Raw genomic sequence first — 23,201 nt, 5'->3', positions numbered from 1 at the left:
CGCGCGGGGGCCGACGGGCTTTCGTAGTGTCATTCCCATGACAGTCGCCTCCTCGCCGTCGCGCGTGACCGCAGCATCCCGCCCCGCGGATCTCGTGCGCCAGATCGCCGTCATCTCGGCGATGTGCTTCATGATCATCGCCGCCGCCGTGGGGACGGGTGCCTTCGGCGGAACGTCCGTGCAGAACCTGCAGGATGGAGCCCTCGATGCGGACGGCTCGTTCCTCGCCCCTGCGCGTCCGGCGTTCGGCATCTGGAGTGCGATCTACCTGCTGCTGATCGCCTACACCGTCTGGCAGGCCCTCCCGCGACAGCGCGCGACCGACCGTCAGCGAGCGATCGGGTGGTGGGTCGCGCTGACGATGGTCCTGAACGGGTTGTGGCTCGTCACCGCGCAGTTCAGCACCCTCCCGCTCACGGTCCTCATGATCTTCGCCCTGGCCGCAGCCCTCGCCGTGACGTTCCAGCGCACGGTGGCCGTGCCCGCCGAGAGCGTTGTCGATGCCATCCTGATCGACGGCACGACGGGCCTGCACCTGGGTTGGGTCACGCTCGCGAGCGTCGCCAACACCGCGGCGTGGCTCACGGCATCCGGATTCGACGTCGAGGCTCCCGATGTCTGGGGCGTCGTCGTCCTGGTCGTGGTGGCGGTCATCGGCGTGACCTTCGCGGTGCTGAGCGGCGGCAGGTTCGCCCCGGGGCTCGCCATCGCCTGGGGGCTGTCGTGGCTGGCGGTCGGACGCCTCAGCGGCGAGCCGGCGAGCACCGCGATCGGCGTCGCGGCGATCGTGGTGGCCGTGGTCGTCATCGCCGCGCCGATCATCCTGACCCTGCGCCGCACCGACCGCGGAGGCCGGTGGTTCCGGCCCTAGCCCGCCGGCCGCGAGCCGGGTCACGCGGCCGGGCGCCGGCGGCGAGCCGGGTCACGCGGCCCCGAACCGGGCGCCGGCCGAGTTCACTCGGCCCGGCATCCGGCGCGATCAGCCGTCTTCGCGGAACGTCCGCGCGAAGGCGCGCAGCAGCCGCACCGGTTCGGTGACGGATGCCGCGAGCACCTGCGCGGCGATGTGCTCATAGTCGCGGGCCGCGAAGTAACCGTCGTCTCGGTAGACCGCCATCCGCTCGGTGAACGCCTTCGGGGTCGGCTCGGGGTGGAACTGGGTCGCATAGAGCCGGTCGCCCACCCGGTACGCCTGAACGGGGCATGCCTCGTTCGTCGCGAGGAGCACCCCGGTGGGCGGAGGAGTGGCGGCGCCCTCCTTGTGGGCGGTCAGGGCCGCGAAGCGCGTCGCGAGCCCGCCCAGGATGGGGTCGGCGCTGCCTTCCGCGGTGAGCTCGACGGTCGTGGGTCCGGTGTCTTCGGGATAGGCGCGACTGACCGTGCCGCCGAGCAGTCGCGTCACCACGCCGATGCCGTAACAGGTGAACAGCGCAGCCGTCTGCTCATCCGCGGCCTTCCCCGCGATGGTGGCGAGGTCGGTCTCGAGGCGGCGCTGCGCGTCGGTCTTGCTCGATTCCGGATCGGTCGTGTTGAACGGGCTGCCGCCGATCAGGAACCCGCTGTACCGGTCGAACGCGTCGGCCGGAAGGGGATCACGGACCAGATCGTGCTGGGCGAGCTGCGCTTCGTCCAGGTGGGTCGCTCGCTGGAACGACTCGTACTCCGCCGAAGCCGCCTGCTGCTGAGGCCGCACGCACACATACAGCAGCGGACGCGTCATGCCGCGATTCTAGGGCGGTGGGCTTGCCCGGCGCCTCTCGGACGTCACGCGAGGTCGCCTACGATCAGCCGCGGGATGAGTTGGCGGTGCGCCCCCGGACGATGCCCACGAACGCCTCGACCAGCGGCGTCGTGCGGTCGCTGCGCCATGCCAGTGCCACCGGCGAGAGCGGGCCGTCACGCAGGGGAACGGATGCCGCATCCCGCCGCTGATGCAGTCGTGCGAGCGACATCGGCACGATGACCGCGCCCACGCCCGCGGCAACGGTCGCGATGGCGTCGGCGGTCGTCTCGGGCGCAGCGAAACGCGGCCGGATCGCGTCTGGCACCTCGAGCGCGAGCACGTCGTCGACGGGCACGACGACGACTTCTCCCGCGAGATCGGCCAGGGCGAGCTCGTCGACGGCCGTCAGGTGCGATTCCCTGGCGACCACGACAACGGCGCGCTCCTCGTAGAGCGGGATGACGTGCAGCCCCTCGCTCTCCAGCGGCAGACGCACGATGGCGGCGTCGATCCGGTCGCCGTCCAGTTCGCGACGCTCGTCGGCCACGGCGATGGGGCGGAGCTCGAGGCCGACGTCCGGCATCCGCTCCCGCCATGCGTCGATCCATTTGCCCGGGGTCGCACCGGGAACGACGCCGAGGACGAACACCGACGGGAGGTCGACGGCTTCCGCCGGGGCATCGAAGACGACCGGCGGCTTCTTCGGGCCCTGCGGCGAACGCTTCGATACGGGCTTCGCGGAGCCGGCGCCGGGGCGTCGGGGAGCGGCATCCTTCCGTCCTCGATGGGACGCGCCCCGAGAACCGCCGCCCTTCGCCATGTCGTCAGCGTAGCGGGGCGATATCGTTCGCTTCATGCTCGCCATCCTCGCGACGGTCTTCGCCGCGCTCGCCGCCGTCCTGCACGTCTACATCTTCCTCATGGAGAGCGTCCGATGGACGCAGCCCGCGGTGTGGAGGCGATTCGGGGTGCCGGACCAGGCGACGGCCGAAGCGGTCAAGCCGATGGCCTACAACCAGGGCTTCTACAACCTGTTCCTCGCGGCCGGCGCGATCATCGGGCTGGCGCTGTTCTGGGCAGGCGGGCCGGGCACGGTGGCGGAGGTCGCGGGTCGCACCCTCGTGCTGTTCACACTGGGGTCGATGGTCGCCGCGGCGCTCGTGCTGATCTCGACCGGCTCGAAGTATCTGCGGGCGGCGCTGCTGCAGGGGACACTGCCCCTCATCGGCTTCGTGCTGTTCCTGTTCGCCTGAGGTGACCTGCCGGCCCCGTCCCGTGCCGGTGGCCGCGCGCATGGACGGCCGCCTGACGACGCCTCGATTGCTCCCTTGAGGACGGGGTCGCGCGGTCGGTGAAGGGTCAGGCTGCCAGGCGGAGTCCTCGACGATCGGTGGCGACCTGCTCGCCATCGGCGATCGTCTCGTCGTCGCCGATCAGCGAGCCCACGGCGACGCGGGCTTCACGCCCGACCTGCGTGCGCACGCCGATCTTCGCGCCCGCTCCGATCGCGGCTCCGAAGCCGATGTGGGCGTGGGGAGCGATCTCCGCTTCGGGACCGATGACGGCATCACTCTCGACCCAGACTCCGCGCCCGACGTGTGCGCCCGCGGCGATCTGCACGCCCGGCTCGACGTAGGCTCCCGACTCCACGATGGCGGTGGGGTGAACCCTCGCTCCGTGCGCGACGAGGCCTCGGCCGTTGACGTGCTTGCGGTAGCGAAGCGTTTCGCCGCGGTCGTTCTCGATGTCGATGTAGTTCTTGCCCACTGTCCCCTCCTGCAGCGCCTTGCGCTGACTACGGCACCTCAGGCGCCAAGTAATGGAATAACCCCATCCGACGGGAATTCATTCCCGCGCATGCGAGATAGTGTGCGCGCGCGAAAATCGGGTCGCTAAGGGGGTTGCCAAGCCGGGGGAGAAGGATGAAGGCGGGGTCACACCTGAGGGGTCGTCGGCCCGTCGGGGGTCTTGCTCCGGGGGCGTCGCGCGATCAGGTAGATGATCGCCGCGACGAGGCCCGCGAGCGCCAGTCCCACGACCCAGGGCACCCACCCGGCGGGTTCGGTGGCTTGATCGGTCGCATCCGACGTCGGGCTCGGCGAAGGAGTCTCGGTGAGCGTCGGCGTGGGCGTCGGCGTCGGCGTCGCCGCGGGTGTGGGCGTGGGTGTGGCGGATTCGGTGGGGGTGGGCTCGACGGTCGGCAGAGGCTCGGCGGTGATCGTCGGCTCGGGCGCGACCGTGGGCTGCGGCACGACAGGGGCAGTGGGCTCGGTCGTCGGCACCGGCGGGGCGGTGGGAGAGGGCTCGGCAGTCGGCTCGGGACTGCGCGTGGGCAGGAGCGCGGTGCGCGTGGGCTGGGGGAGGGTGCGCGTGGGCTCGGGCATCGTGAAGGTGGGCGACGGCAGGCTGATCGTCGGCGAGGGCAGAGTGCCGGTCGGCGACGGGATCTCGATGTCGCCCAGGAAGCAGCCTGCGAGCAGCAGGGCGGATGCGGCGATGGTGACGGCGACCGCGCTCAGGCGTCGTACGGACGTGTGCGGAGCGAGCATGACGCTCTCCTTCAGGCGAGGCGGCTGTTGGAGAGAACGCTATCGGTCCCGCGGCCGACCCCTCCGGATGCTCGCCTCCCGCGTGTGAGTGCCCTCCTTGCGTCGGCCCTGATCAGCGCTGGCAGCTGGGGCACCAGAACACGATGCGTCGGCGCGTCGGGTCGGCCCCGAGCTCGCCGCCGAGGACGATCGTGCCGCAGCGTCGGCAGGGCCTGCCCTTGCGCCCGTACACCCAGGTCGTGCGGCCAGGACGCGCGTCGCCGGTGAAGGTGCGGTCGCGGCGCTCGCGATTCGCGCGGATCATGCGCGCTCCGAGATCGACGAGGGCAGCGGCATCGGTCTCATCCGCGGGTGTCGTGGGGAGGATGCCGCGCACGAAGAGGATCTCGTTGGCGTACTCGTTGCCGAACCCCGCGACGTTCCGCTGGTCCTGCAGTGCCACGTGGACGGGGCGGTGATCGACCCCCACTCGGCGTGCGGCCTCGGCCGCATCCCAGTCGTCCGCCAGCGGATCGGGGCCGAGGTAGTCGACCAGGCGTCCCTCGTCGCGCGTCGGCACCACATCGATGTCCGCGAGGTCGAAGCCCACGGTCTCGCACTCGCTCGTGCTCACGATGGCCCGCGCCTTGAACGAGGGCTGCCGCCACTTCTCGCCCGGCCGATAGACGTGCCACTCGCCCTCCATCTTCAGGTGCGAGTGCAGCGTCCACTCGCCGATTCGATGCAGCAGGTGCTTGCCTCGGGAGGCGACTCCGTGGATGGTCTCACCGCGCAGGTCGGCGGCCGCCACCTGGGGTACGCGCAGCTCGAACCGCGTGACCTCGCGCCCGGCCAGCGCGGCGTCGAGCCGCCGCGCGGTGCGGAAGACGGTGTCGCCCTCAGGCATCCCTGATGCTCCGTGGACACCCGATTGCTCTCCATGGGACGGATTCCGGATGCCGCCACCCGGGCTCGGTGAATCGCTCAGGCACGCGCGGCCTCGCGGGCCGCGTCGCCGGCCGTGAGCTTGCGCAGCGTGAGGCCGCGAGGAGATTCGACGAAGCCGGCCTCTCGCAGCGCCTGCCCGGCACCCGAGGTGTAGACGAACTCTCCGTTGACCTGCTCGATCGTCAGCGTGTCGAGCCGCCGTGCCCGCGCGGTGGCGGCGAGGTCGCGGGTGGCGGTGCTCAGCACCGTGGCGTCGTCCGTGAAGGCGAGGGCCGTCTTGCCCCCGCGCTCGAGGTAGAGCGCCAGGCTCCCGTCGACGAGGACGACGAGCGCCCCCGCCTTGCGCCCGGGACGGTGCCCGACTCCCTCGAGCGCGGGCCACGCGAGGGCGGCTCCGTACGGATTCGCGGGATCGGTGGCGGCGAGCGTCACCACCGTGCGCGGCGCGGATCCTCCGTCGGAGTCCGCCGCCGATCGCCCGAACTCGCGCAGGCGGTCGACCGTCGCCGACGCCGCGAACTGCGCCGCACCGAGCTTCTCTACGACGTACCCCCGGCGGCAGTGCCCGGCCTCTTCGAACCCGGCCAGCACGCGGTACACCTGCGCGAACCCGCCGGGCACGCCCTCGGACTGCACCGACCCCCGCGTCACGACTCCGTACCGGTCGAGCAGCAGGCTGGCAGTCGCGGTGGCTCGCAGGGACGGGTCGGGCTCGGGCTCGGGCAGCAGCGACCAGCGCCCCCCGATCGACGGCGGTCGCGGGGGGACGGATGCCGCGACAGCGCGCACTGCGGCTCCGCGGTAGAGCCGCGCTCGGGGGGCGCGTCGGGTGACGCGGTGCGCCTGGGATCCGCCCGTCAGCAGAGTGCGGACCGGGGCGAAGGTGTCGTTGGTGACGCGACCGCTCCAGGTGAGGTTCCAGAGCGCCTCGACGATCGACTGCTCGTTCTCGGCGCCGGTCAGCTGCCGCAGCTGGGCGGCGAAGTAGGCGCCGCCGGTCGCGAGCGCCGCGACCAGCTGTGCTTCGAGCGAGCCGGGGGCGATCTCGTCCTCGGCGGGCAGGAGGGCGAGGGATGCCGTGTCGGCGGGATGGAGGGCGATCCAGCCGTCGCGGCCGGGGAGCGAGCCGTGGCCCGACCAGAGGACCTCGCCGGTCGCGGTGAGCTCGTCGAGCATCCCGGGCGTGTAATCGGCGACGCGCGAGGGCAGCACGAGCGACTCCCAGGCGCTCGCCGGGATCGGCACGCCCGCGAGCTGCTCGATGACCGCCGCCACGCCGTCGATGCCCTCGAGCGGTCGCGTGATGTGCTGCCATACCGGAAGGAAGCGGGCGTAGGCATCCTGCGAGACGGGCTCGACGCTTCCGCGGATGGCGGCGAGCGAGCGCATGCGCAGCCGGCGCAGCACTTCGCTGTCGCACCACTCCGTGTCGTCGCCCCCGCCGCCGGCCGCAGTGGGCAGGAAGAACCCCGACGCGATGCGCCCCTGCGATTCGAGGCGCTGGAGCGTCTGGCGCACGACCGCGACGCCGATGCCGAAGCGCTCCGCCACCGGTGCCGCCGGGAAGGGGCCGTGCGTGCGCGCGTGCCGGGCGATGAGGTCGCCCATCGGGTCGGCGAGCGGATCGAGGAAGGCGGTCTGGATGCCGACGGGCAGCGCCGCGCCGAGCGCATCGCGCAGCCGGCCGGCGTCTTCGATCGCAGCCACGCGGACGACACCCCCGATGGTGACCGGGATCGCGCGCCGGGCGGCGATGAGGGCATCGAGGTGTGCCTGAGCCTCGGCCCGGGTCGCGGACCGTGTGGTCTGCTCGTCCGGCACGATCGCCGCGGGTGTCGCGAACCCCGTGGTCTGCTCGTTCGGTACGGCCTCGGGCCGTCCCGCGGACGCGCTGGTCTGCTCGTCGTGGAGGGCCTCGGGCTGCAGTCGCGCCGACACTTCCTCTGCATCGAGGGGTCCCAGCATCCGGAGCAGATCCGCGACGCCCTCGATCCCGCGCGCGCGCCGCTCGGGGTCGAGGCGCTGCGCCTCGCGCTCGAACTGCAGGATGATGCCGGGGTCGAGCAGCTCGCGCATCTCGACCTTGCCGAGAAGCTCGGACAGCAGGGCCGGGTCGACCGACAGGGCGGCGGCCCGGCGTTCGGCGAGCGGCGAATCGCCTTCGTACATGAAGGCGCCGACGTAGCCGAACAGGAGGTCGCGGGCATAGGGCGACGGCTGCGCCGGCTCGGTCTCGACGAGCCGGATGCGGCGCTCGCCGATGCCGCGGGCGATCCGCAGGAGCGCCGGAACGTCGTAGACGTCCTGCAGGACCTCGCGGAGTGTTTCGAGGATGATCGGGAAGGTCGGATACCGCCGCGCGACCTCGAGCAGCTGAGCCGAGCGCTGTCGCTGCTGCCAGAGGGGGCTGCGCCGGTTGGGATTGAGCCGCGGCAGCAGGAGCGCCCGTGCCGCGCACTCGCGGAACCGCGACGCGAACAGCGCCGAGCCGCCGACCTCTTCGGTGACGAGCTGATCCAGCTCGTCGGGGTCGAAGACGAACAGCTCCGCCCCGGGCGGCTCTGCCGTCGCGTCCGGAATCCGCGCGATGATGCCGTCGTCGCTGGCGACCGCCGACCCGTCGACCCCGAGCCGCTCACGGATCCGGGCGTTCACGGCGAGGGCCCACGGCGCATGGACGGGCATCCCGTACGGGGAATGCAGGATGAGCCGCCAGTCGCCGACCTCGTCGCGTCCGCGCTCGACGGTCAGCGTGCGGTCGGTCGGCAGTGTCCCGGTCGCCTCGCGCTGCTCGGCGAGGTAGGCGAGGAGATTGCCGCGGGCGTTCGCATCGAGACCCGCCTCGCGGAGGCGCGCGTCGGCGGTTTCAGGCTTCGCGGTCGAGACCTCGCGGGCGAAGGCCCCGAGAGCTTCGCCGAGCTCAGCGGGCCGGCCGAGGCCGTCGCCGTGCCAGAACGGCACCTTGCCGGGCTGTCCGAAGGCCGGCACCACATTGACCCGATCGTGGGTGATGTCGACGATCCGCCAGCTCGTGGTGCCGAGCGTGAAGACGTCGTTGACGCGCGACTCGTAGACCATCTCCTCGTCGAGCTCGCCGACCCGGGCGTTCTGCGATTCGCCGGCCACGAAGACCCCGAACAGTCCGCGGTCGGGGATCGTGCCGCCGCTCGTCACGGCGATCCGCTGGGCCCCGGGCCGCCCGGTGAGCACGCCGAGGTCGCGATCCCACACCACCCGCGGGCGGAGCTCGGCGAACTCGTCGGACGGGAACCGCCCGGCGAGCAGATCGAGGGTGGCCTCATAGGCCGAGCGGGGGAGCGAGCGGAACGGCGCGCTGCGCTTGACCGTCTCGTACCAGCCTTCGACGTCGACGGGTCCGGTGGCGCAGGCCGCGACGGTCTGCTGCGCGAGGATGTCGAGCGGGTTCTGCGGCACCGAGATCGCCTCGATCCGGCCGGCCAGCATCCGCTCGGTCACGATCGCCGTGTGGAGCACGTCGCCGCGGTGCTTGGGGAAGAGGGCCGCCCGGCTCACTTCGCCGACCTGGTGACCGGCCCGGCCGATCCGCTGGAGCCCCGAGGCGGCGGAGGGCGGCGCCTCGACCTGGATCACCAGGTCGACGGCGCCCATGTCGATGCCGAGCTCGAGGCTCGAGGTGGCGACGACGCACCGGAGCACGCCCGACTTCAGCTCTTCTTCGACCTGCGCGCGCTGCTCCTTCGACACCGAGCCGTGGTGCGCCTTTGCGAGCACCGGACCTGCGCCCGCGGTCGCACCGGCCTGTGCCATCATTCCGGCCGGGACCGTCGCCCCCGGGAGCTCGAGACCCAGCCGCTCCGAGTAGATCTCGTTCAGGCGAGCGGTCAGGCGCTCGCCCAGGCGTCTGGAGTTCACGAACACGATGGTGGAGCGGTGCCGCACGATGCGGTCGACGATCGCCTCTTCGACGTGGGGCCAGAGCGACCCCGTCATCTCTGTGGACTCGGGCATGGGGCGGGGGGCCGCGAACCAGTCCTCGTCGTCGGTCGGGGACGGTGAGGAGGGCTCGTCTGCTGCGCCGGTGGTGTCGGCGCCCGGTGGCGGCGGCGGGTTGAGCATGTCGTCCACCGGGACCACCACGCGGAGGTCGAAGGCCTTCGAGGATTTCGGCGCGACGATCTCGACAGGCGCGGCGCCGCCGAGGAAGCGGGCGACCTCGTCGATCGGCCGCACCGTGGCCGAGAGGCCGATGCGCTGCGCCGGGGCCGAGCCGGGCCTCAGCGACTCGCGCAGCGAGTCGAGCCGCTCGAGGCTCACGGCGAGGTGGGCGCCGCGCTTGGTCGCCGCGACCGCGTGCACCTCGTCGATGATGATCGTGTGCACGCCGGCGAGCGTCTGCCCGGCCTGACTCGTGAGCATGAGGTACAGCGACTCGGGCGTCGTGATCAGGATGTCGGGGGGCGCCGTGACGAGCTTGCGCCGGTCGCTCGAGGTCGTGTCGCCGGACCGCACGCCGACGGACACCTCCGGCAGCGCGATGCCGAGGCGCCGGGCGGACTGGCCGATTCCGACGAGCGGGGAGCGGAGATTGCGCTCGACGTCGACGCCGAGCGCCTTGAGGGGCGAGATGTAGAGGACGCGCGTGCGCTGACTCTGATCGGGCTTCGGTCGCTTCCTCGAGCCCGGCGTCGCCTGCACAGGCGTCGCATCGAACGGCTCGTGGAAGATCCGGTCGATCGCCCAGAGGAACGCGGACAGCGTCTTGCCGGAGCCTGTCGGCGCGACCACGAGCGCGTGCTTGCCGGCCGAGATGGCGTCCCAGGCGCCGATCTGCGCGGCCGTGGGCGCAGCGAACGCGCCGCGGAACCAGTCCTGCGTCGCAGGACCGAACCGCTCGAGCACGCGCGTGGCGGTGCCCGACGAACGATCGCCCATCCTCATATCTTCACCCGCACCGCCGACATCGGGGCCGGGCGGCGCCTCACGGACACTCGAGCGGGATGAGAACCCAGAGGATCAGATAGAGCCCGATGGACAGTCCGAAGAACAGGATGGAGCCGACCATGAGCACGCGGATGATCGTCGCGCTCATCTCGAAGCGGTTGGCGATCGCGGCGCAGACGCCGCCGATGACGCGACCGGTGCGGGGACGAACAAGGGCGGCCATGCGCCCATCATGGCGCGATCGCCTCTGCGCCGGAAGACCTCCGCGAATGCGCAGGTCTTCCGGCTCGGCGGCGGAGGCCGGCACCGCGGCCTCCGGGGGCATCAGAGCTCGCGGATGCCATCCGGCGAGAGCTCGAGGGTGAGGTCGATGCCCAGACGCTCGAGGAACGCATCGTCGTGGCTCACCACGAGCACCGCGCCCCGGTATACGGCGAGCGCGTCGACGAGCTGGTCGACCGTGTCGATGTCGAGGTTGTTCGTCGGCTCATCCAGGACGAGCAGCTGCGGCGGCGGGTCGGCGAGCAGCAGCCGCGCGAGGGCGACCCGGAACCGCTCGCCGCCGGACAGCGTGGAGACCGCCCGGGTGACCGCATCGCCCCGGATGAGGAAGCGCGCGAGCCGGTTGCGCAGCTCCCCGATCGTGACCCCCGGTGCGGCCCCGCGCACGTTGTCGAGCACCGAAGCGGACTCATCGAGCCCGTCGACCCGCTGCGGGAGGTAGCCGATCCGGTCGGTGTGGGCCTCCGCCCGGAAACTGTTCAGGCTGAATCCGCCGTTCCCGCGCGTCTCGTCGCCGAAAGCGTCCGCTGATCCTGAGTTCTTTCCACCCGGCGCCTCGCCGGCGGCCGCCTCCCCCACCAGCACCGGTGGGGCCGCCGCTTCTCCACCCTGCTGCTGCACCTCGGCGCGGAAGCTGCTCAGGCTAAATCCGCCGTTCGTGGCTGTTCCGCGGCCGAAAGCGCCCGCTGATCCTGAGTTCTTTCCACCCGGCGCCTCCCCGGCGGCCGCCTCGGCCCTCACGAGCCGCTCGAGCAGCGTCGTCTTTCCCACCCCGTTCAGGCCGACGAGAGCCACCCGCTCCGGTCCCTGGATGATCCAGGACCGCTGGGTGTCGCCGATCGTCGCGATCCGCCGCCCCACCGGGACGCCGGGGTCGGGGAGGTCGATGCGCACCGTGTCGTCGTCCCGCACCCGGCGCTCCGCGACGTCGAGCGCCGCCCGCGCGGCAGCCTCACGGTCGGCCTTCTCGGTGCGGAGCTTTCCCGCAGACACCTGCGCCGCTCGCTGGAGGTTGCCGGCCACGATGGGCGGAACGCGCTTCTCGGCCTGGGCCTTCCGGCCCATCGCGGCTCGATTGGCGAGCTTCGACTCCGCGTCGATCCGCTCGCGCTTCTCCCGCCTGACGAGCTGTTCGGCCGAACGCTCGGCCCGCCGCGCCGCGCCCTGCTCAGCATCCAGCCATGCTCGCCACGAGGAATACGGGCCGCCGAAGACCGACAGCTCGTTGGCATAGAGCTCGGCGGTGTCATCCATGCGATCGAGGAGCGCGATGTCGTGGCTCACGACGATGAGCGCTCCCCGCCACCCGCGCACCATGTCGTGAAGGCGCCGCCGCGCGTCGCGATCGAGGTTGTTGGTGGGCTCGTCGAGAAGCGTGACGGCAGCTCCGCGCAGCCTGATCCCGGCGATCGCGGTCAGCATCGCCTCGCCGCCCGACAGCTCGCCCACGCGCCGGTCGAGCATCTCCGGCGCGAGTCCGGCCTCGGCGAGGGCAGTGTGGGCGCGCGCTTCGATGTCCCAGTCGGAGCCGACCGTGTCGAAATGCGCGGCGTCCACGTCGCCCGACTCGATCGCGCGGACGGCACCGAGCACCGCCCCCACTCCGAGCAGCTCGGCCACCGGCCTCTCGACGTCGAGCGTCAGCTGCTGGGGCAGGTAGGCGACATCGGTCGTCGCGATGAGTCCGCGATCGGGCTGGAGCTCGCCGGCGATGAGCCGGAGCAACGTCGACTTGCCGGAGCCGTTGCGTCCGACGAGCCCGGTGCGGGCGGTGCCGAACGCGCCCGAGACGCCGGTCAGCGCCACCGAGCCGTCGGGCCACGTGAAGGTGATGTCGTCCAGGACGACGGAGGGGAGTGAAGTACGTGCGTGCATGAGCGTCCTCGGTGTGCGGGTGCGCTGACAGCGCGGGGCCGCAAGGCGCGCAGGCAGGAGCCCAGGCCGGAAGGCGGCGGATCGACGTGTCAGCGCGGGTCTTGGCGCAGACGCATCGGTCACCGGAGAGCGGCTGAGGCCGCAGGTCGAGGGTCGACGGATCAGCGCGTGGTCACAGCGCGTTCGCGTCGATCTTCAACGTCATTCCTCACACTCGGGACAAAGACCTGGTCAGTCTAGCCACGGGATCGGTGAAGGGGAAGGATGCCGTCCCCCGCCTCGCGCTAGACCTCGAGCGCCTCGAGCTGCTTGTCCAGGAAGACGCGCACGTCATCGAGCTCAGGCTCGGACACGCTGTGGGTCAGCCCGGGATAGACGCGTCCGCTCAGTTCGACGTGCCGGGGCAGCCACTCCACCGTGTGCGCCACGAGGAACTCGGGGATGACCTCGTCGTTCGTCCCGCGTCCCCAGAAGAGGGGCGGACGACGCTCGGCCAGCTCGGCATCGCGTGGAAGATCGCCGGGCGTGGCGTAGCCCGAGAGGTTGACGGCGAACGCGAACCGCTGAGGCTCGAGCCGCATCGCCTGGAGCGCGACCGCCGCGCCCTGCGAGAACCCCAGCAGACCCACCACGGACGGCGCGGGCGCCACGGCATCGAGCCAGTGCAGGAGGCGGGACGCGGCATCCGTCGTCTTCACCGCGTCGCGGCTCTCGAGTCCCTCGATCGGGTACCAGGAGTAGCCGGGGGACGGCCAGGGCAGGGTGAGGGGAGCGCGGACGGCGGCCACGGCGAAGGCGTCGGGCAGGTACGGCGCGAGGCCGAAGAGATCGCGCTCGTCGGCGCCGTAGCCGTGCAGCAGCACGAGGAGCGGACGGCCCGCAGGCTCGGTCGACCACAGCACGAGGTCGGGGTCGAGGTGCGGAGTCTCGGTCGACGGGTCGGTCATGATCCCATCGTGCCAGGCCGCACCGACACGGCGGGGGCTCCGAGGCGAGTTGGGGTATACAGGAGGGATGCCGGTCCGCACGCCTGATCCCGACCCCAATGAGAACGACGATCAGGGCACGCCCCGCGATCCCCTCGGCGGCATCGGGGCCTCCTTCGGTTCGGGCGGGCACCGGATGGGTGACGGATCGTTCGGCTCGCCGAGTCCCGCCAGCTCGGCGAATCCCGGGTGGCTCACCGACATCGAGCTGGCCGAGGCGCGCCGCCGTCTCCCGATCCTCTACGTCGAGGCCCTTCCGGTGCGCACCGACGGCGTGGGAGCGGTGACGCAGGTCGGCATCCTGCTGCGCGCGACCCCCGTCGGCGAGATCACTCGATCGATCGTCTCGGGGCGGGTGCGGTACGGCGAGACAGTGCGGGATGCCCTCTTCCGTCACCTGGAGAACGACCTCGGGCCGATGGCGTTCCCTCTGCTGCCGCCGCAGCCCGTGCCCTTCACGGTGGCCGAGTACTTCCCGATGCCGGGACTCACGCCCTTTCACGACGACCGGCAGCACGCCGTCTCGCTCGCGTTCGTCGTTCCGGTGACGGGCACGTGCGAGCCGCGTCAGGATGCGCTCGAGGTCACGTGGATGGCGCCTGAGGAGGCGGCATCCGATTCGCTCGCCGCCGAGATGGAAGGCGGACGCGGCACCCTCGTGCGCCTCGCCCTCGCCAGCGTCGGCGCCCTGCGCTGAGGACCGATGCCCCGGCCACCACAGCGGGTCGGGTTCGCGGTCGCCCTCCCGCCCCCGTGGCGGCTCACCTGAGCCCTGCTACTTCTTCGGGTGATCCCCGTGGTGGCCCTGCCCGGCACCTTGGCCCTGGCCTTGGCCTTGGCCTTGGCCCTGCCCCTGGCCCTGGCCCTGGCCTTGGCCTTGACCCTGCCCCGTGTCCTTCGGCTGCTTCACCCGCTTCAACTGGCCGCGGATCTCTCCACCCGGGTACTGGGTGGTGTGGACGTTGACGTAGTAGTCGCGGGGGTGTGCGGCCAGGTCTGCCAGCACATCCTCGGGCGGCGTGGCGCAGCCCTCCGACTCGAATGAGGTCGACGATTCGACGGTCAGCGGGATGACCACCGGACCATTCGCGTTCCTCGCGCCGACGTGCACGTGGGCCATGACGGCCTCGCTCGTGAGGCCCGACACATCGAGCGTCCAGCAGAACTCGTCGCCGGTGATGCGATAAGTGAAGAAGCCGTGCGCCTCGCTCTCGACGTCGCCGACCTCCTGGCCGGGAGTGAGCGGGATGCGAGGCGCGGCCTGGGCCGAGGTCGTGCCGCCGATGACGAGGGCGAGCGCCGCGGCCAGGGCGATCGCCGTGCGGGAGCTCGCTCGCATGGAGGATCCTCACTTCGGGTGTGCGGACTGCCGGTTGATCGCACGGTACGCGCCGGCCGGGCCGGCCGCAAGAGAGGCTCTTCCGCTGTCGGGGTCCGGAGGCTAGGCCGACGTCTCCCGGGCGATCGCGGCGATGAATGCGTCGATGTCGGTCTCGGAGGTGTCGAAGCTGCACATCCACCGCACTTCGCTCTTCGCAGCATCCCAGTCGTAGAAGCGGAACGATTCGCGCAGGCGGTCGGCGACCCCCTCGGGGAGGGTGGCGAACACCCCGTTCGCCTGCGTCGGCTGGGTGAAGGCGACGCCGCGGATCGAGCCGTCGGCGATGCCGGCCTCGACTCCGGCGCGAAGGCGCTGGGCCATCGCGTTGGAGTGGCGGGCGTTGCGCAGCCACAGGTCGCCCTCGAGCAGCGCGATGAGCTGCGCCGAGACGAAGCGCATCTTCGACGACAGCTGCATGTCGAGCTTGCGCAGGTAGGTGAGCCCCGCCGAGGCGTCGGGGTCGAGGACGACGATCGCCTCGCCCACCATGGCGCCGTTCTTGGTGCCGCCGAAGCTGAGGACGTCGACGCCGGCATCCCGCGTGAAGGCGCGCAGGGGCAGGTCGAGGGTTGCCGCGGCGTTGGCGATGCGAGCCCCGTCGAGGTGCAGCCGCATGCCGAGCGGGTGGATGTGGTCGGCGATCGCGCGGATCTCGTCGGGCGTGTACAGCGTCCCGAGTTCGGTGGACTGCGTGATCGAGACCACGAGCGGCTGTGCGCGGTGCTCGTCGCCCCAGCCCCAGGCCTCCCGGTCGATGAGCTCGGGCGTCAGCTTGCCGTCATCGGTCGGCACGTTGAGGATCTTGATGCCGGCGACCCGCTCGGGGGCGCCGCCCTCGTCGACGTTGATGTGCGCGCTCGTCGCGGCCACGACGGCGCCCCAGCGCGGGAGCATCGACTGGAGGCCCACGACGTTGGCGCCGGTGCCGTTGAAGACCGGGAATGCCTGCACGGCGTCGCCGAAGTGCTGCGCCATGACCTCCTGCAGTCGCGCCGTGTAGACGTCGTCGCCGTAGGCGACCTGGTGTCCCTGGTTCGCGGCGGTGATCGCCGCGAGGATCTCGGGATGGATGCCGGAGTAGTTGTCGGACGCGAAGCCCCGGACGTTGGGGTCGTGGATCGTGGTCACGGGGATCCAGCCTAGTTCGGTGCCGCACTGCGGTCCGGGCTGCAGAACTCCGTCGGTTCGGTTCTCAGAGGGATCACGAACCGATTTCCGGCCAGTGCGGCGCGCAGATCGAAGGAGTTGTGCAGACCAGCCTCACGCAAGCGTGACGACCGTGTCGTTGACGGCCGCCGCATCCTGCGCCCACAAGTCGGCGAACGCGTCGGCGAGGGTCTGCTCGAGGCCGTCGAGAGCCGTCACCCGGAAGACGACCGCTGCCGCAGCCAACGGTTCGCCGGCATCCCGGGCCGACTTCGCGAAGCCTTGGGCCACCGCGCGCGTCCACGCTTCGCAGGCCGCCTTGATCGCCGCGTAGTTGGCGCCGCCGGCGAGCGGGCGCGCGAGCGCAGTGGACGAGACGATGGCGAGGCGCCCGGCATCCGATGTCCGGAGGTCCGCGTCGAACGCGCGGGTGACGTGGCGCAGGGCCGTGAGGGAGCGCTCCAGGAAGCGGTAGTCCTCCTCGCTCTGGCCCGCCAGACCGCCGCCGCCTCGCCAGCCGCCGACGAGGTGCAGGATGCCGTCGACCGGGCCGATGCGCGTGCGCAGCCGCTCGGCGAGAGCCTGCACGGCTGTCTCGTCGGTGAGGTCGCAGGTCTCCGTCACAACCCCGGGCAGCTCCTCCTCGATCGTCGCAAGCTTGGCAGGGTCGTGCCCCGCCACCACGACGCGCGCGCCCCGCTCGACAGCGGTCCGCGCCGCGATCCTGCCGGCGGCACTCGTGCCTCCCGCGAGGAGGATCGTGCGGCCCTGCAGCGTCATCGTCATGGTTTCATCCTGTCACCGGGTTACGAATGTCGGAGGGGCTGGCTACCCTCGCAGAGTGGCCCAAGACACCGACGCGTCGGGTTCCATCGACGGGGGAGCGCTCGCCCCACCGGGTGGCATGCGCGTCTTCGTGCAGGTGCTGATCAACACCGCCGTCGCCAACGTCACCACGAGCTTCCTCTGGTTCGCGCTGACGTTCTGGGCATACCTCGAGACGAGGTCGGTACTCGCGACAGGTCTCATCGGCGGCGCGTACATGCTCCTGATCGCTCTGTTCGGGATGCTGTTCGGCACCGTGGTCGACCGCCACCGCAAGCACCGGGTCATGGTGTTCTCCGGGCTCGCCACGCTGGTCGCGTTCCTGATCGCCGGTGCGATGTTCGTGGCCCTCGGCGAGGAGGCGCTGGTCGATCTCGGCGGTCCGTGGTTCTGGATCTTCTCGACGATCATCCTGCTCGGAGCGGTCGTCGAGAACCTCCGCAACATCGCTCTGTCCACGACCGTGACCCTGCTCGTCCCCGTCGACCGCCATGCCAACGCGAATGGCCTCGTCGGGACGGTCCAGGGCATGGCGTTCATGGTCACGAGCATCTTCAGCGGGCTCGCGATCGGCCTGCTCGGCATGGGGTGGACGCTCCTCATCGCGCTCGTTCTCACCGCTGCCGCGCTCGTGCATCTGCTCTTCATCCGCATCCCCGAGAACGCGCGTGCCACAGTCACGGGGAAGCAGCCGTTCATCGACTTCCGCGGGAGCATCGGGGCCGTCCGCGCCGTCGGCGGGCTGTTCGCGCTGATCCTCTTCTCGACGCTCAACAACCTCATCGGCGGCGTCTACATGGCGCTCATGGACCCGTACGGTCTCACGCTCTTCCCCGTCGAGTGGTGGGGGATCATCCTCGGGATCACAGCGACCGGCTTCATCATCGGCGGCGCGCTGGTCGCGAAGTTCGGTCTCGGCCGAAACCCCATCCGCACCATGCTGATCTTCGTGATCGTGATGGGCGCGGTCGGCAGCCTGTTCACGATCCGGGAGTGGTGGTGGCTGTACGCCGCCGGCATCTGGGTCTACATGTGCATCATCCCGGTCGTCGAGGCATCCGAGCAGACGGTGATCCAGAAGGTCGTTCCCTACGAGACGCAGGGGCGCGTCTTCGGCTTCGCGCAGGCCTTCGAGGCCTCGGCCGCGCCGATCACGGCGTTCATCATCGCGCCGCTGGCGCAGTTCTGGATCATCCCGTACATGAACTCCGACGCCGGCCAAGAGACGTGGGGATGGCTCCTCGGTGAGGGCGAAGCGCGCGGCATCGCGCTCGTGTTCCTGTTCGGGGGCCTGGTGACCATCGCGCTCGCACTCCTGGCGTTCACGACGCGCGCCTACCGCACGCTGTCTGCCGAGTACGAGACGGCGGAGCCCGTCGCCGCCGACTGAGTGCGCCGGCGGCGGCGGCCCCTGCGTCAGTCCGTGCCGCGGATGCCCGCTGTCGACTCGATGACGGGCCGCATCTTCTTCTCGAGCGCCTCGAAGAACATCGACAGCGGGAACTCGTCGTCCAGCACCGCGTCGGTGTACCCCTTGGGAATGCCGGCGAGGACGTCATCCGGCAGGCCCCGCGCCCACGTCGACGCCGGGTGGGGCGTCAGCGTCGACCGCACGAGTTCGTACGCGGCCAGCCAGTGCGCCATCTTGGGCCGATCGATCGAGAGCCAGTAGAGGGCGTCGATCGCATCGCTCAGCTCGACGACCGCGGCGGGCACGTCCTGCCAGTCGAAGGCGAGCGACGTGTCGGTCCAGTGCAGCACTCCCCGCTGATGCAGCCACGCGAACAGCAGCTGACCTCCGACGGCGTCGTAGTTGCGCACCCGCGTCCCCGTGATCGCGAACCGGAAGATCCGGTCGAAGATCACGGCGTACTGCACGAGCTGGGCCTGCTTGAGCGTCTCGGACTCGATCGGCGTGAGGGGCACCCCGATCGAGAAGGGCTCCATCAGGTCACGTTCGAGCGCGACGCACTCGCGGAATGCGGTCAGATCGCAGCGCAGCTCTTCGAGCGAGTACAGGAAGTACGGCATCCGCTGCTTGATCATGAACGGATCGAACGGCAGGTCGCCCCGCATGTGGGTGCGGTCGTGGATGAGGTCCCACATCACGAACGTCTTCTCGGTGAGCTCCTGGTCATCGAGCATCTCCGCCGCCCATTCGGGCAGTTCCAGCTTCGTGATCGCCGCGGCTTCGCGCACGACGCGGCGATACCGGGCCGCCTCGCGGTCCTGGAAGATGGCTCCCCAGGTGAAGGACGGCACTTCGCGCATCGCCACGGTCTCGGGGAACAGCACCGCGGAGTTGGTGTCGTACCCGGGCGTGAAATCGACGAGTCGCAGCGACACGAAGAGCCGGTTGGTGTACTGACTCTCGAGCTGCGCGATGAACTCGGGCCAGATCCCCTCGACCACGAGCGCCTCCACATGACGGCGGCGCGAGCCGTTCTGGGTGTACATCGGGAACACGACGAGATGACGGATGCCGTCCACCCGGTGCAGCTGTGGCTGGAAGGCCACGAGCGAGTCGAGGAAGTCCGGGATGCCGAAGCCTCCGTCGATCCACCGCGCGAAGTCGTTGATCGAGGCGGCGAGGTAGTCGGCCTCATGCGGGAAGAGCGGCGCCAGATCACGGATCGACGCCATGATGACCTCGACCAGCGGGCGTGCTTCCGCGTGATCGGCCGTCTCGGGGATGGAGCCGTCCTGCGTCTGCAGCGGCTGCAGCGCGGTCGCCGCATCCTTCAGGCGAAGCCACGCCGCGCTCGTCTCGACGGTCCCCGCATCACCCGCGCGCCTGGCATCCACATCCTCGACCGGTTGCTGAGCCTGTCGAAGTACGGGTTCGCCGGCGATCGTCTGAGTCGTCGTCTGCAGGGCATGGCTGATGGGCATGGGAACCTCCGATCGGGTTCGAGAGACGTGCGAGCAGGCCCCACTCTACGGGAAGAGTTCCGGCGGAATCGACCTTCGACCGGAAACAATCCGGACAGAACGCAGGCCACTGATATCCTCGCCGCTATGCAGGCCACAGACGCCACTGATGCGGAGTCCCACCCGGCGCGCCTCGACGATCCGGTCGACGCGGCCATCGTCCGCGAGGTCTCGCGCGATGCGCGGGCGACCCTCGCGGAGATCTCCAAGGCCGTCGGTCTGTCGGTCTCGGCCGTGCAGACGCGGCTCCGCCGGCTCGAGACCCGAGGCGTGATCGTCGGCTACCGGGCGGTGCTGGACGCCGAGGCCATCGGGCGCCCCCTCTCGGCATTCATAGAGATCACGCCGCTCGACCCCGCGCAGCCCGACAACGCGCCCGAGCTTCTCGAGCACCTGACCGCCATCGAGGCGTGCCACTCGATCGCGGGTGACGCGAGCTACATGCTCTTCGCGCGGGTGGCGACGCCGCGCGATCTTGAGGCGCTGATTCGCGACATCCGGCAGTCGGCATCCGTCAACACGCGAACGACCGTCGTCCTGCAGACCTTCTATGAGCACCGGCCGATCGCACCCGCCGACGAGTCCCGCGCATCGGCGAGGGCGGCGGGCGGATAGCCTCGGGCAATGGCAGATGCGCAGACGGGGCTCACCGCTCGCCCGACCGGTGAGGGCGTGCTCATCGTCCGCAACCCGAGCTCGGGCAAGGACGTGATCCGGCGGGATCCGTCCGCCCTGATCGCCGAGCGCCTTCCCGACGCCGTCGTGCACGAACTCGCCACCGATGAGACCCTCGACGATGCGGTCGACCAGGCGCTGGCCGGCGAGCATCCCCCTGCGGTGCTCGGCGTGCTCGGGGGCGACGGATCGGTCTCGCGCATGGCTCACCTCGCGCGTCGGCACAGGATGCCGCTCCTCGTGCTTCCCGGCGGCACGTTCAACCACTTCTCCCGGGCCGTCGGGGTCGACTCCGTCGAGATCGCACTCGACGCCCTGGCCGCCGGAACCGGCGTCCGGGTGGCGGTCGCCGAGGTCCAGGCCGACGGCGGCGAGCCCGTGACGGTGCTCAATGCGGCCTCGATCGGCACCTATCCTCACGTCATCGCCGAGCGCGAGGACCGTATGGACGACTTCGGCAAATGGCTCGGCGGGGTCGCGGCCACGTGGCGGGCGCTTCGGGAAGCGACTCCCGTGACGGTCGAGCGCAACGGCCGCCGCGCCCGGGTGTGGTCGGTGTTCGTGAGCGTGGGCCGCAACACCCCCGACCAGGTGGCCACGATGCAGCGTCAGACCATCGACGATCCGGTGCTCGACATCCGGCTGCACCACGCGAGGGGCTCGCGCCTGCGGGCCGTCGCCTCGCTCGCCTTCGGCCGCCGATCGACGGCCTTCCTGCGCGCCCTCCGCGTGATGCCGAAAAGCTCCGATCTCGAGCGCATCCTGGCTCGCGACCTCGAGCTGCGGGTGAGGCCGGCCCAGGGCGCCCCCTCGGTCTACGTGCACGACGGCGAGCTCGAGCAGGCCCGGCCCGGCAACTGGACGCTGCGCTGCACGATTCTTCCGGCGGGGCTCGAGGTCTACGCACCGGCACCGGTGGCCGCCGACTGACGGCGACCCCGGGGATAGGACCGCCGGGCGAACGGTGGCCCGACAGACGTCGGGACGGATGCCGGGAGCGGCTGCACACACGTCGCGGACGGATGCCGGAGCAGCTCCACGTACATCGCGGGACGGATGCCGCAGCAGCTGTGCTTACATCGCGGGACGGATGCCGCAGCAGCAGTGCATACATCGCGGGACGGATGCCGCAGCATCCGCCCTCCCCTAACGTGAGAGGGATGTTCCGCCCCCTCAAGCCGTACCAGATCATCGTCGACGTCATCGTCGCCGGGCTGTTCGCGGCGATCGCGGCGCCGTTGGAACTGCGCTTCGGCGCGGGCGACGCCGCACCCGTGCTGAGCACGGCGGTCGTGACGGCGGTCTTCGCCTCCGCACTCGCCGTGCGCCGGCTCTCACCAGGACTCTCGCTGTGGCTGGCCTGGCTGGGGGCGATCGCCCAGATGAGCTTCGGGCGTCCGCCCGGCCCCGTCGACGTGGCGATCTTCGCCGTGCTCTACGTGACGGCGGCGTACGGCTCGCGACTGGTGTTCTGGGGCGGCTTCGCCTCCGCGATCGTAGGCGCCGGCGTCATCACGCTCTACATCTTCGCGGGCCCGACCGCGAGCGCGCAGTGGGACTGGTCCACGGTCACCACGGCGGTCGCGGTGCTCATCGCGGCACTTTTCGCCCTGCTGCTCGCCTGGACGCTCGGCGCCCTCGTCCGCACCGCCCTCCGCGCCCGCGAGAATCGCGAGGCACAGCGCCGCGCCGAGGACGAGCGGGTCGCCGAGCAGGAGCGCGTGCGCATCGCCCGCGACATGCACGACGTCGTCGCGCATTCGCTCGCGGTCGTGATCGCGCAGGCGGACGGCGCGCGATATGCCTCGGCATCCGATCCCGGCGCCGCGACGGCGGCCCTCGGCACGATCTCGTCGACCGCACGGTCGGCGCTGGCCGATGTGCGACTGCTGCTCACTCAGCTGCGGCACAGTCAGGGCGACGGTCCTCAGCCGACCCTCGCCGACCTTGAGGAGCTGTACGCGCACGTGCGCGCGGCCGGCATCGAGCTGCGGGTGGACGTCGACCCGGCACCACAGGCAGAGCCTCCGGGTGCCGTGCAGCTCGCCGTCTACCGGATCCTGCAGGAGGCGCTCACGAACGCCATCCGGCACGGCGACGGCAGGGTCGGCGTGCGACTCGCGTGGACGCCGGAGCGCGTCGACCTCGAGGTCGCCAACGCGATGAAGACGGATGCCGCGCCGAATGCAGGACACGGCGTCATCGGCATGCGGGAGCGCGCTCAGCTCGCGGGCGGCTCCCTGTCGGCCGAGGCGGTCGACGGCGACTTCGTCGTCCGGGCGACGATCCCGATCGGGGCGGCCGCGTGAGCGCCGCGATCCGCGTCGTCCTCGTCGACGATCAGGCGCTGTTCCGGGCGGGCATCCGGATGCTGGTGGACTCCCAGCCGGATCTCCAGGTCATCGGCGAGGCGTCCCACGGCCGCGAGGCGCTCGCGGTCATCCGTGACGTCCGGCCCGACGTCGTGCTGATGGACATCCGGATGCCGGTGCTCGACGGGTTGGCCGCGACCGCCGAGCTTCTGCGCGACGAGGATCCCCCGCGCATCGTGATGCTCACGACCTTCGATCTCGATGAGGCGGCGGCGCGCGCCATCCGGCAGGGCGCGAGCGGCTTCCTGCTGAAGGACGCCGACCCCGAGTTCCTGCTCGCCGCGATCCGCACCGTGCACGCCGGTTCGGCGGTGATCGCGGCATCCGCCACTCGAGATCTCTTCGCGCACTTCGCCGAGGCCGCACCTCGGCCGGTTCCGGCGAGCTACCGAGACCTCACGGAGCGCGAGCGTGAGATCTTCGCGCTCGCCGCGCGGGGGCTGTCGAACGCCGAGATCGCCGCGCGGGAGTTCCTGTCGGAGGCGACGGTCAAGACCCACATCAGCCGGATCCTCGCCAAACTGGCCCTCCGGGACCGCGTGCAGCTCGTGGTATTCGCCTTCGAGCACGGCCTCGCCTGAGCCAACCGGTGCCCGCGAGGGCAGC

Annotated in this window: 21 protein-coding genes; 8 read left to right on the top strand and 13 right to left on the bottom strand. The window is 71.0% G+C overall.

Annotated elements, in window-relative coordinates:
• The first annotated feature begins 37 nt into the window (after nt 1–37).
• Nucleotides 38–871 (top strand): tryptophan-rich sensory protein, encoded by an 834-nt coding sequence (locus AC1DP3_RS00165; protein WP_477290060.1) that lies wholly within the window; start codon nt 38–40, stop codon nt 869–871.
• Between the two features lie 108 nt (nt 872–979).
• On the opposite strand, the gene AC1DP3_RS00160 is transcribed toward AC1DP3_RS00165, so the two are convergent.
• On the bottom strand, nt 980–1,720 hold the full coding sequence (locus AC1DP3_RS00160) for a glutamine amidotransferase-related protein (protein WP_477290058.1): 741 nt from the start codon (nt 1,718–1,720) through the stop codon (nt 980–982).
• 64 nt (nt 1,721–1,784) lie between these two features.
• A complete protein-coding gene (locus AC1DP3_RS00155; RefSeq protein ID WP_477290056.1) occupies nt 1,785–2,579 on the bottom strand; it encodes a LysR family substrate-binding domain-containing protein in 795 nt (264 codons plus the stop codon).
• Between AC1DP3_RS00155 and AC1DP3_RS00150 the strand changes: the two genes are divergently transcribed.
• On the top strand, nt 2,578–2,976 hold the full coding sequence (locus tag AC1DP3_RS00150) for a DUF1304 domain-containing protein (RefSeq protein WP_477290054.1): 399 nt from the start codon (nt 2,578–2,580) through the stop codon (nt 2,974–2,976). The two genes, AC1DP3_RS00155 and AC1DP3_RS00150, sit on opposite strands and share 2 nt — an antisense overlap.
• Before the next feature lie 106 nt (nt 2,977–3,082).
• Here the strand turns inward: AC1DP3_RS00150 and AC1DP3_RS00145 are convergent, their stop codons facing one another.
• From AC1DP3_RS00145 to AC1DP3_RS00115, 7 genes are all read right to left on the bottom strand, one after another.
• A complete protein-coding gene (locus AC1DP3_RS00145) occupies nt 3,083–3,490 on the bottom strand; it encodes a transferase (RefSeq protein WP_477290052.1) in 408 nt (135 codons plus the stop codon).
• A gap of 167 nt (nt 3,491–3,657) precedes the next feature.
• Nucleotides 3,658–4,272 (bottom strand): hypothetical protein, encoded by a 615-nt coding sequence (locus tag AC1DP3_RS00140; RefSeq protein WP_477290050.1) that lies wholly within the window; start codon nt 4,270–4,272, stop codon nt 3,658–3,660.
• A 112-nt stretch (nt 4,273–4,384) separates the two neighbouring features.
• Nucleotides 4,385–5,158: a DNA-formamidopyrimidine glycosylase family protein gene (locus AC1DP3_RS00135; RefSeq protein ID WP_477290048.1), complete on the bottom strand. Its 774-nt coding sequence runs from the start codon at nt 5,156–5,158 to the stop codon at nt 4,385–4,387.
• A gap of 77 nt (nt 5,159–5,235) precedes the next feature.
• A complete protein-coding gene (locus AC1DP3_RS00130; protein WP_477290046.1) occupies nt 5,236–10,113 on the bottom strand; it encodes an Lhr family ATP-dependent helicase in 4,878 nt (1,625 codons plus the stop codon).
• Nucleotides 10,114–10,159: 46 nt separating this feature from the next.
• Nucleotides 10,160–10,345 carry a PspC domain-containing protein gene (locus AC1DP3_RS00125; RefSeq protein ID WP_477290044.1) on the bottom strand — a complete coding sequence of 62 codons (186 nt, stop codon included), beginning with the start codon at nt 10,343–10,345 and terminating at the stop codon, nt 10,160–10,162.
• Between the two features lie 101 nt (nt 10,346–10,446).
• Nucleotides 10,447–12,279: an ABC-F family ATP-binding cassette domain-containing protein gene (locus tag AC1DP3_RS00120; RefSeq protein ID WP_477290042.1), complete on the bottom strand. Its 1,833-nt coding sequence runs from the start codon at nt 12,277–12,279 to the stop codon at nt 10,447–10,449.
• A 284-nt stretch (nt 12,280–12,563) separates the two neighbouring features.
• The gene (locus AC1DP3_RS00115; protein ID WP_477290040.1) at nt 12,564–13,226 is read right to left on the bottom strand and encodes an alpha/beta hydrolase; all 663 of its coding nucleotides are present in this window, start codon (nt 13,224–13,226) and stop codon (nt 12,564–12,566) included.
• Nucleotides 13,227–13,293: 67 nt separating this feature from the next.
• On the opposite strand from AC1DP3_RS00115, the gene AC1DP3_RS00110 reads away from it, so the two are divergent.
• Nucleotides 13,294–13,962, top strand: coding sequence for an NUDIX hydrolase family protein (locus AC1DP3_RS00110; RefSeq protein WP_477290038.1), 669 nt, complete (start codon nt 13,294–13,296; stop codon nt 13,960–13,962).
• A gap of 78 nt (nt 13,963–14,040) precedes the next feature.
• Here the strand turns inward: AC1DP3_RS00110 and AC1DP3_RS00105 are convergent, their stop codons facing one another.
• The 3 genes from AC1DP3_RS00105 to AC1DP3_RS00095 all read right to left on the bottom strand — a co-directional run bounded on the left by AC1DP3_RS00105 (nt 14,041) and on the right by AC1DP3_RS00095 (nt 16,578).
• Nucleotides 14,041–14,604 carry a CHRD domain-containing protein gene (locus tag AC1DP3_RS00105; protein WP_477290037.1) on the bottom strand — a complete coding sequence of 188 codons (564 nt, stop codon included), beginning with the start codon at nt 14,602–14,604 and terminating at the stop codon, nt 14,041–14,043.
• Nucleotides 14,605–14,706: 102 nt separating this feature from the next.
• Nucleotides 14,707–15,774 carry a threonine aldolase family protein gene (locus tag AC1DP3_RS00100; RefSeq protein ID WP_477290035.1) on the bottom strand — a complete coding sequence of 356 codons (1,068 nt, stop codon included), beginning with the start codon at nt 15,772–15,774 and terminating at the stop codon, nt 14,707–14,709.
• Between the two features lie 132 nt (nt 15,775–15,906).
• Nucleotides 15,907–16,578, bottom strand: a complete 672-nt coding sequence (locus AC1DP3_RS00095) for an SDR family NAD(P)-dependent oxidoreductase (RefSeq protein ID WP_477290033.1) — start codon at nt 16,576–16,578, stop codon at nt 15,907–15,909.
• 118 nt (nt 16,579–16,696) lie between these two features.
• Here AC1DP3_RS00095 and AC1DP3_RS00090 point away from each other — a divergent pair, with 118 nt between their 5' ends.
• Nucleotides 16,697–18,007, top strand: coding sequence for an MFS transporter (locus AC1DP3_RS00090; protein ID WP_477290714.1), 1,311 nt, complete (start codon nt 16,697–16,699; stop codon nt 18,005–18,007).
• A 26-nt stretch (nt 18,008–18,033) separates the two neighbouring features.
• On the opposite strand, the gene AC1DP3_RS00085 is transcribed toward AC1DP3_RS00090, so the two are convergent.
• Nucleotides 18,034–19,509 carry a DUF6421 family protein gene (locus AC1DP3_RS00085; protein WP_477290031.1) on the bottom strand — a complete coding sequence of 492 codons (1,476 nt, stop codon included), beginning with the start codon at nt 19,507–19,509 and terminating at the stop codon, nt 18,034–18,036.
• Between the two features lie 126 nt (nt 19,510–19,635).
• Here AC1DP3_RS00085 and AC1DP3_RS00080 point away from each other — a divergent pair, with 126 nt between their 5' ends.
• From AC1DP3_RS00080 to AC1DP3_RS00065, 4 genes are all read left to right on the top strand, one after another.
• Nucleotides 19,636–20,163: an Lrp/AsnC family transcriptional regulator gene (locus AC1DP3_RS00080; RefSeq protein ID WP_477290029.1), complete on the top strand. Its 528-nt coding sequence runs from the start codon at nt 19,636–19,638 to the stop codon at nt 20,161–20,163.
• Nucleotides 20,164–20,172: 9 nt separating this feature from the next.
• Nucleotides 20,173–21,153, top strand: a complete 981-nt coding sequence (locus AC1DP3_RS00075) for a diacylglycerol/lipid kinase family protein (protein WP_477290027.1) — start codon at nt 20,173–20,175, stop codon at nt 21,151–21,153.
• Nucleotides 21,154–21,383: 230 nt separating this feature from the next.
• The gene (locus tag AC1DP3_RS00070) at nt 21,384–22,532 is read left to right on the top strand and encodes a sensor histidine kinase (protein ID WP_477290026.1); all 1,149 of its coding nucleotides are present in this window, start codon (nt 21,384–21,386) and stop codon (nt 22,530–22,532) included.
• Nucleotides 22,529–23,176: a response regulator gene (locus tag AC1DP3_RS00065; protein ID WP_477290024.1), complete on the top strand. Its 648-nt coding sequence runs from the start codon at nt 22,529–22,531 to the stop codon at nt 23,174–23,176. Before AC1DP3_RS00070 ends, AC1DP3_RS00065 begins: the two co-directional genes overlap by 4 nt.
• Nucleotides 23,177–23,201: the final 25 nt, after the last annotated feature.

The organism is Microbacterium sp. P5_B6 (genome assembly GCF_056400345.1).
Note: the sequence above shows the minus strand (reverse complement) of the source record. Positions and strands in the feature narration are given on the sequence as shown.

Coding starts and splice junctions, on each gene's coding strand:
- AC1DP3_RS00165 (WP_477290060.1), top strand. CDS start 38: ATGACAGTCGCCTCCTCGCCGTCGCGCGTGACCGCAGCATCCCGCCCC.
- AC1DP3_RS00160 (WP_477290058.1), bottom strand. CDS start 1,720: ATGACGCGTCCGCTGCTGTATGTGTGCGTGCGGCCTCAGCAGCAGGCG.
- AC1DP3_RS00150 (WP_477290054.1), top strand. CDS start 2,578: ATGCTCGCCATCCTCGCGACGGTCTTCGCCGCGCTCGCCGCCGTCCTG.
- AC1DP3_RS00155 (WP_477290056.1), bottom strand. CDS start 2,579: ATGAAGCGAACGATATCGCCCCGCTACGCTGACGACATGGCGAAGGGC.
- AC1DP3_RS00140 (WP_477290050.1), bottom strand. CDS start 4,272: ATGCTCGCTCCGCACACGTCCGTACGACGCCTGAGCGCGGTCGCCGTC.
- AC1DP3_RS00135 (WP_477290048.1), bottom strand. CDS start 5,158: ATGCCTGAGGGCGACACCGTCTTCCGCACCGCGCGGCGGCTCGACGCC.
- AC1DP3_RS00130 (WP_477290046.1), bottom strand. CDS start 10,113: ATGGGCGATCGTTCGTCGGGCACCGCCACGCGCGTGCTCGAGCGGTTC.
- AC1DP3_RS00125 (WP_477290044.1), bottom strand. CDS start 10,345: ATGGCCGCCCTTGTTCGTCCCCGCACCGGTCGCGTCATCGGCGGCGTC.
- AC1DP3_RS00120 (WP_477290042.1), bottom strand. CDS start 12,279: ATGCACGCACGTACTTCACTCCCCTCCGTCGTCCTGGACGACATCACC.
- AC1DP3_RS00115 (WP_477290040.1), bottom strand. CDS start 13,226: ATGACCGACCCGTCGACCGAGACTCCGCACCTCGACCCCGACCTCGTG.
- AC1DP3_RS00110 (WP_477290038.1), top strand. CDS start 13,294: ATGCCGGTCCGCACGCCTGATCCCGACCCCAATGAGAACGACGATCAG.
- AC1DP3_RS00105 (WP_477290037.1), bottom strand. CDS start 14,604: ATGCGAGCGAGCTCCCGCACGGCGATCGCCCTGGCCGCGGCGCTCGCC.
- AC1DP3_RS00095 (WP_477290033.1), bottom strand. CDS start 16,578: ATGACGATGACGCTGCAGGGCCGCACGATCCTCCTCGCGGGAGGCACG.
- AC1DP3_RS00090 (WP_477290714.1), top strand. CDS start 16,697: ATGCGCGTCTTCGTGCAGGTGCTGATCAACACCGCCGTCGCCAACGTC.
- AC1DP3_RS00085 (WP_477290031.1), bottom strand. CDS start 19,509: ATGCCCATCAGCCATGCCCTGCAGACGACGACTCAGACGATCGCCGGC.
- AC1DP3_RS00080 (WP_477290029.1), top strand. CDS start 19,636: ATGCAGGCCACAGACGCCACTGATGCGGAGTCCCACCCGGCGCGCCTC.
- AC1DP3_RS00075 (WP_477290027.1), top strand. CDS start 20,173: ATGGCAGATGCGCAGACGGGGCTCACCGCTCGCCCGACCGGTGAGGGC.
- AC1DP3_RS00070 (WP_477290026.1), top strand. CDS start 21,384: ATGTTCCGCCCCCTCAAGCCGTACCAGATCATCGTCGACGTCATCGTC.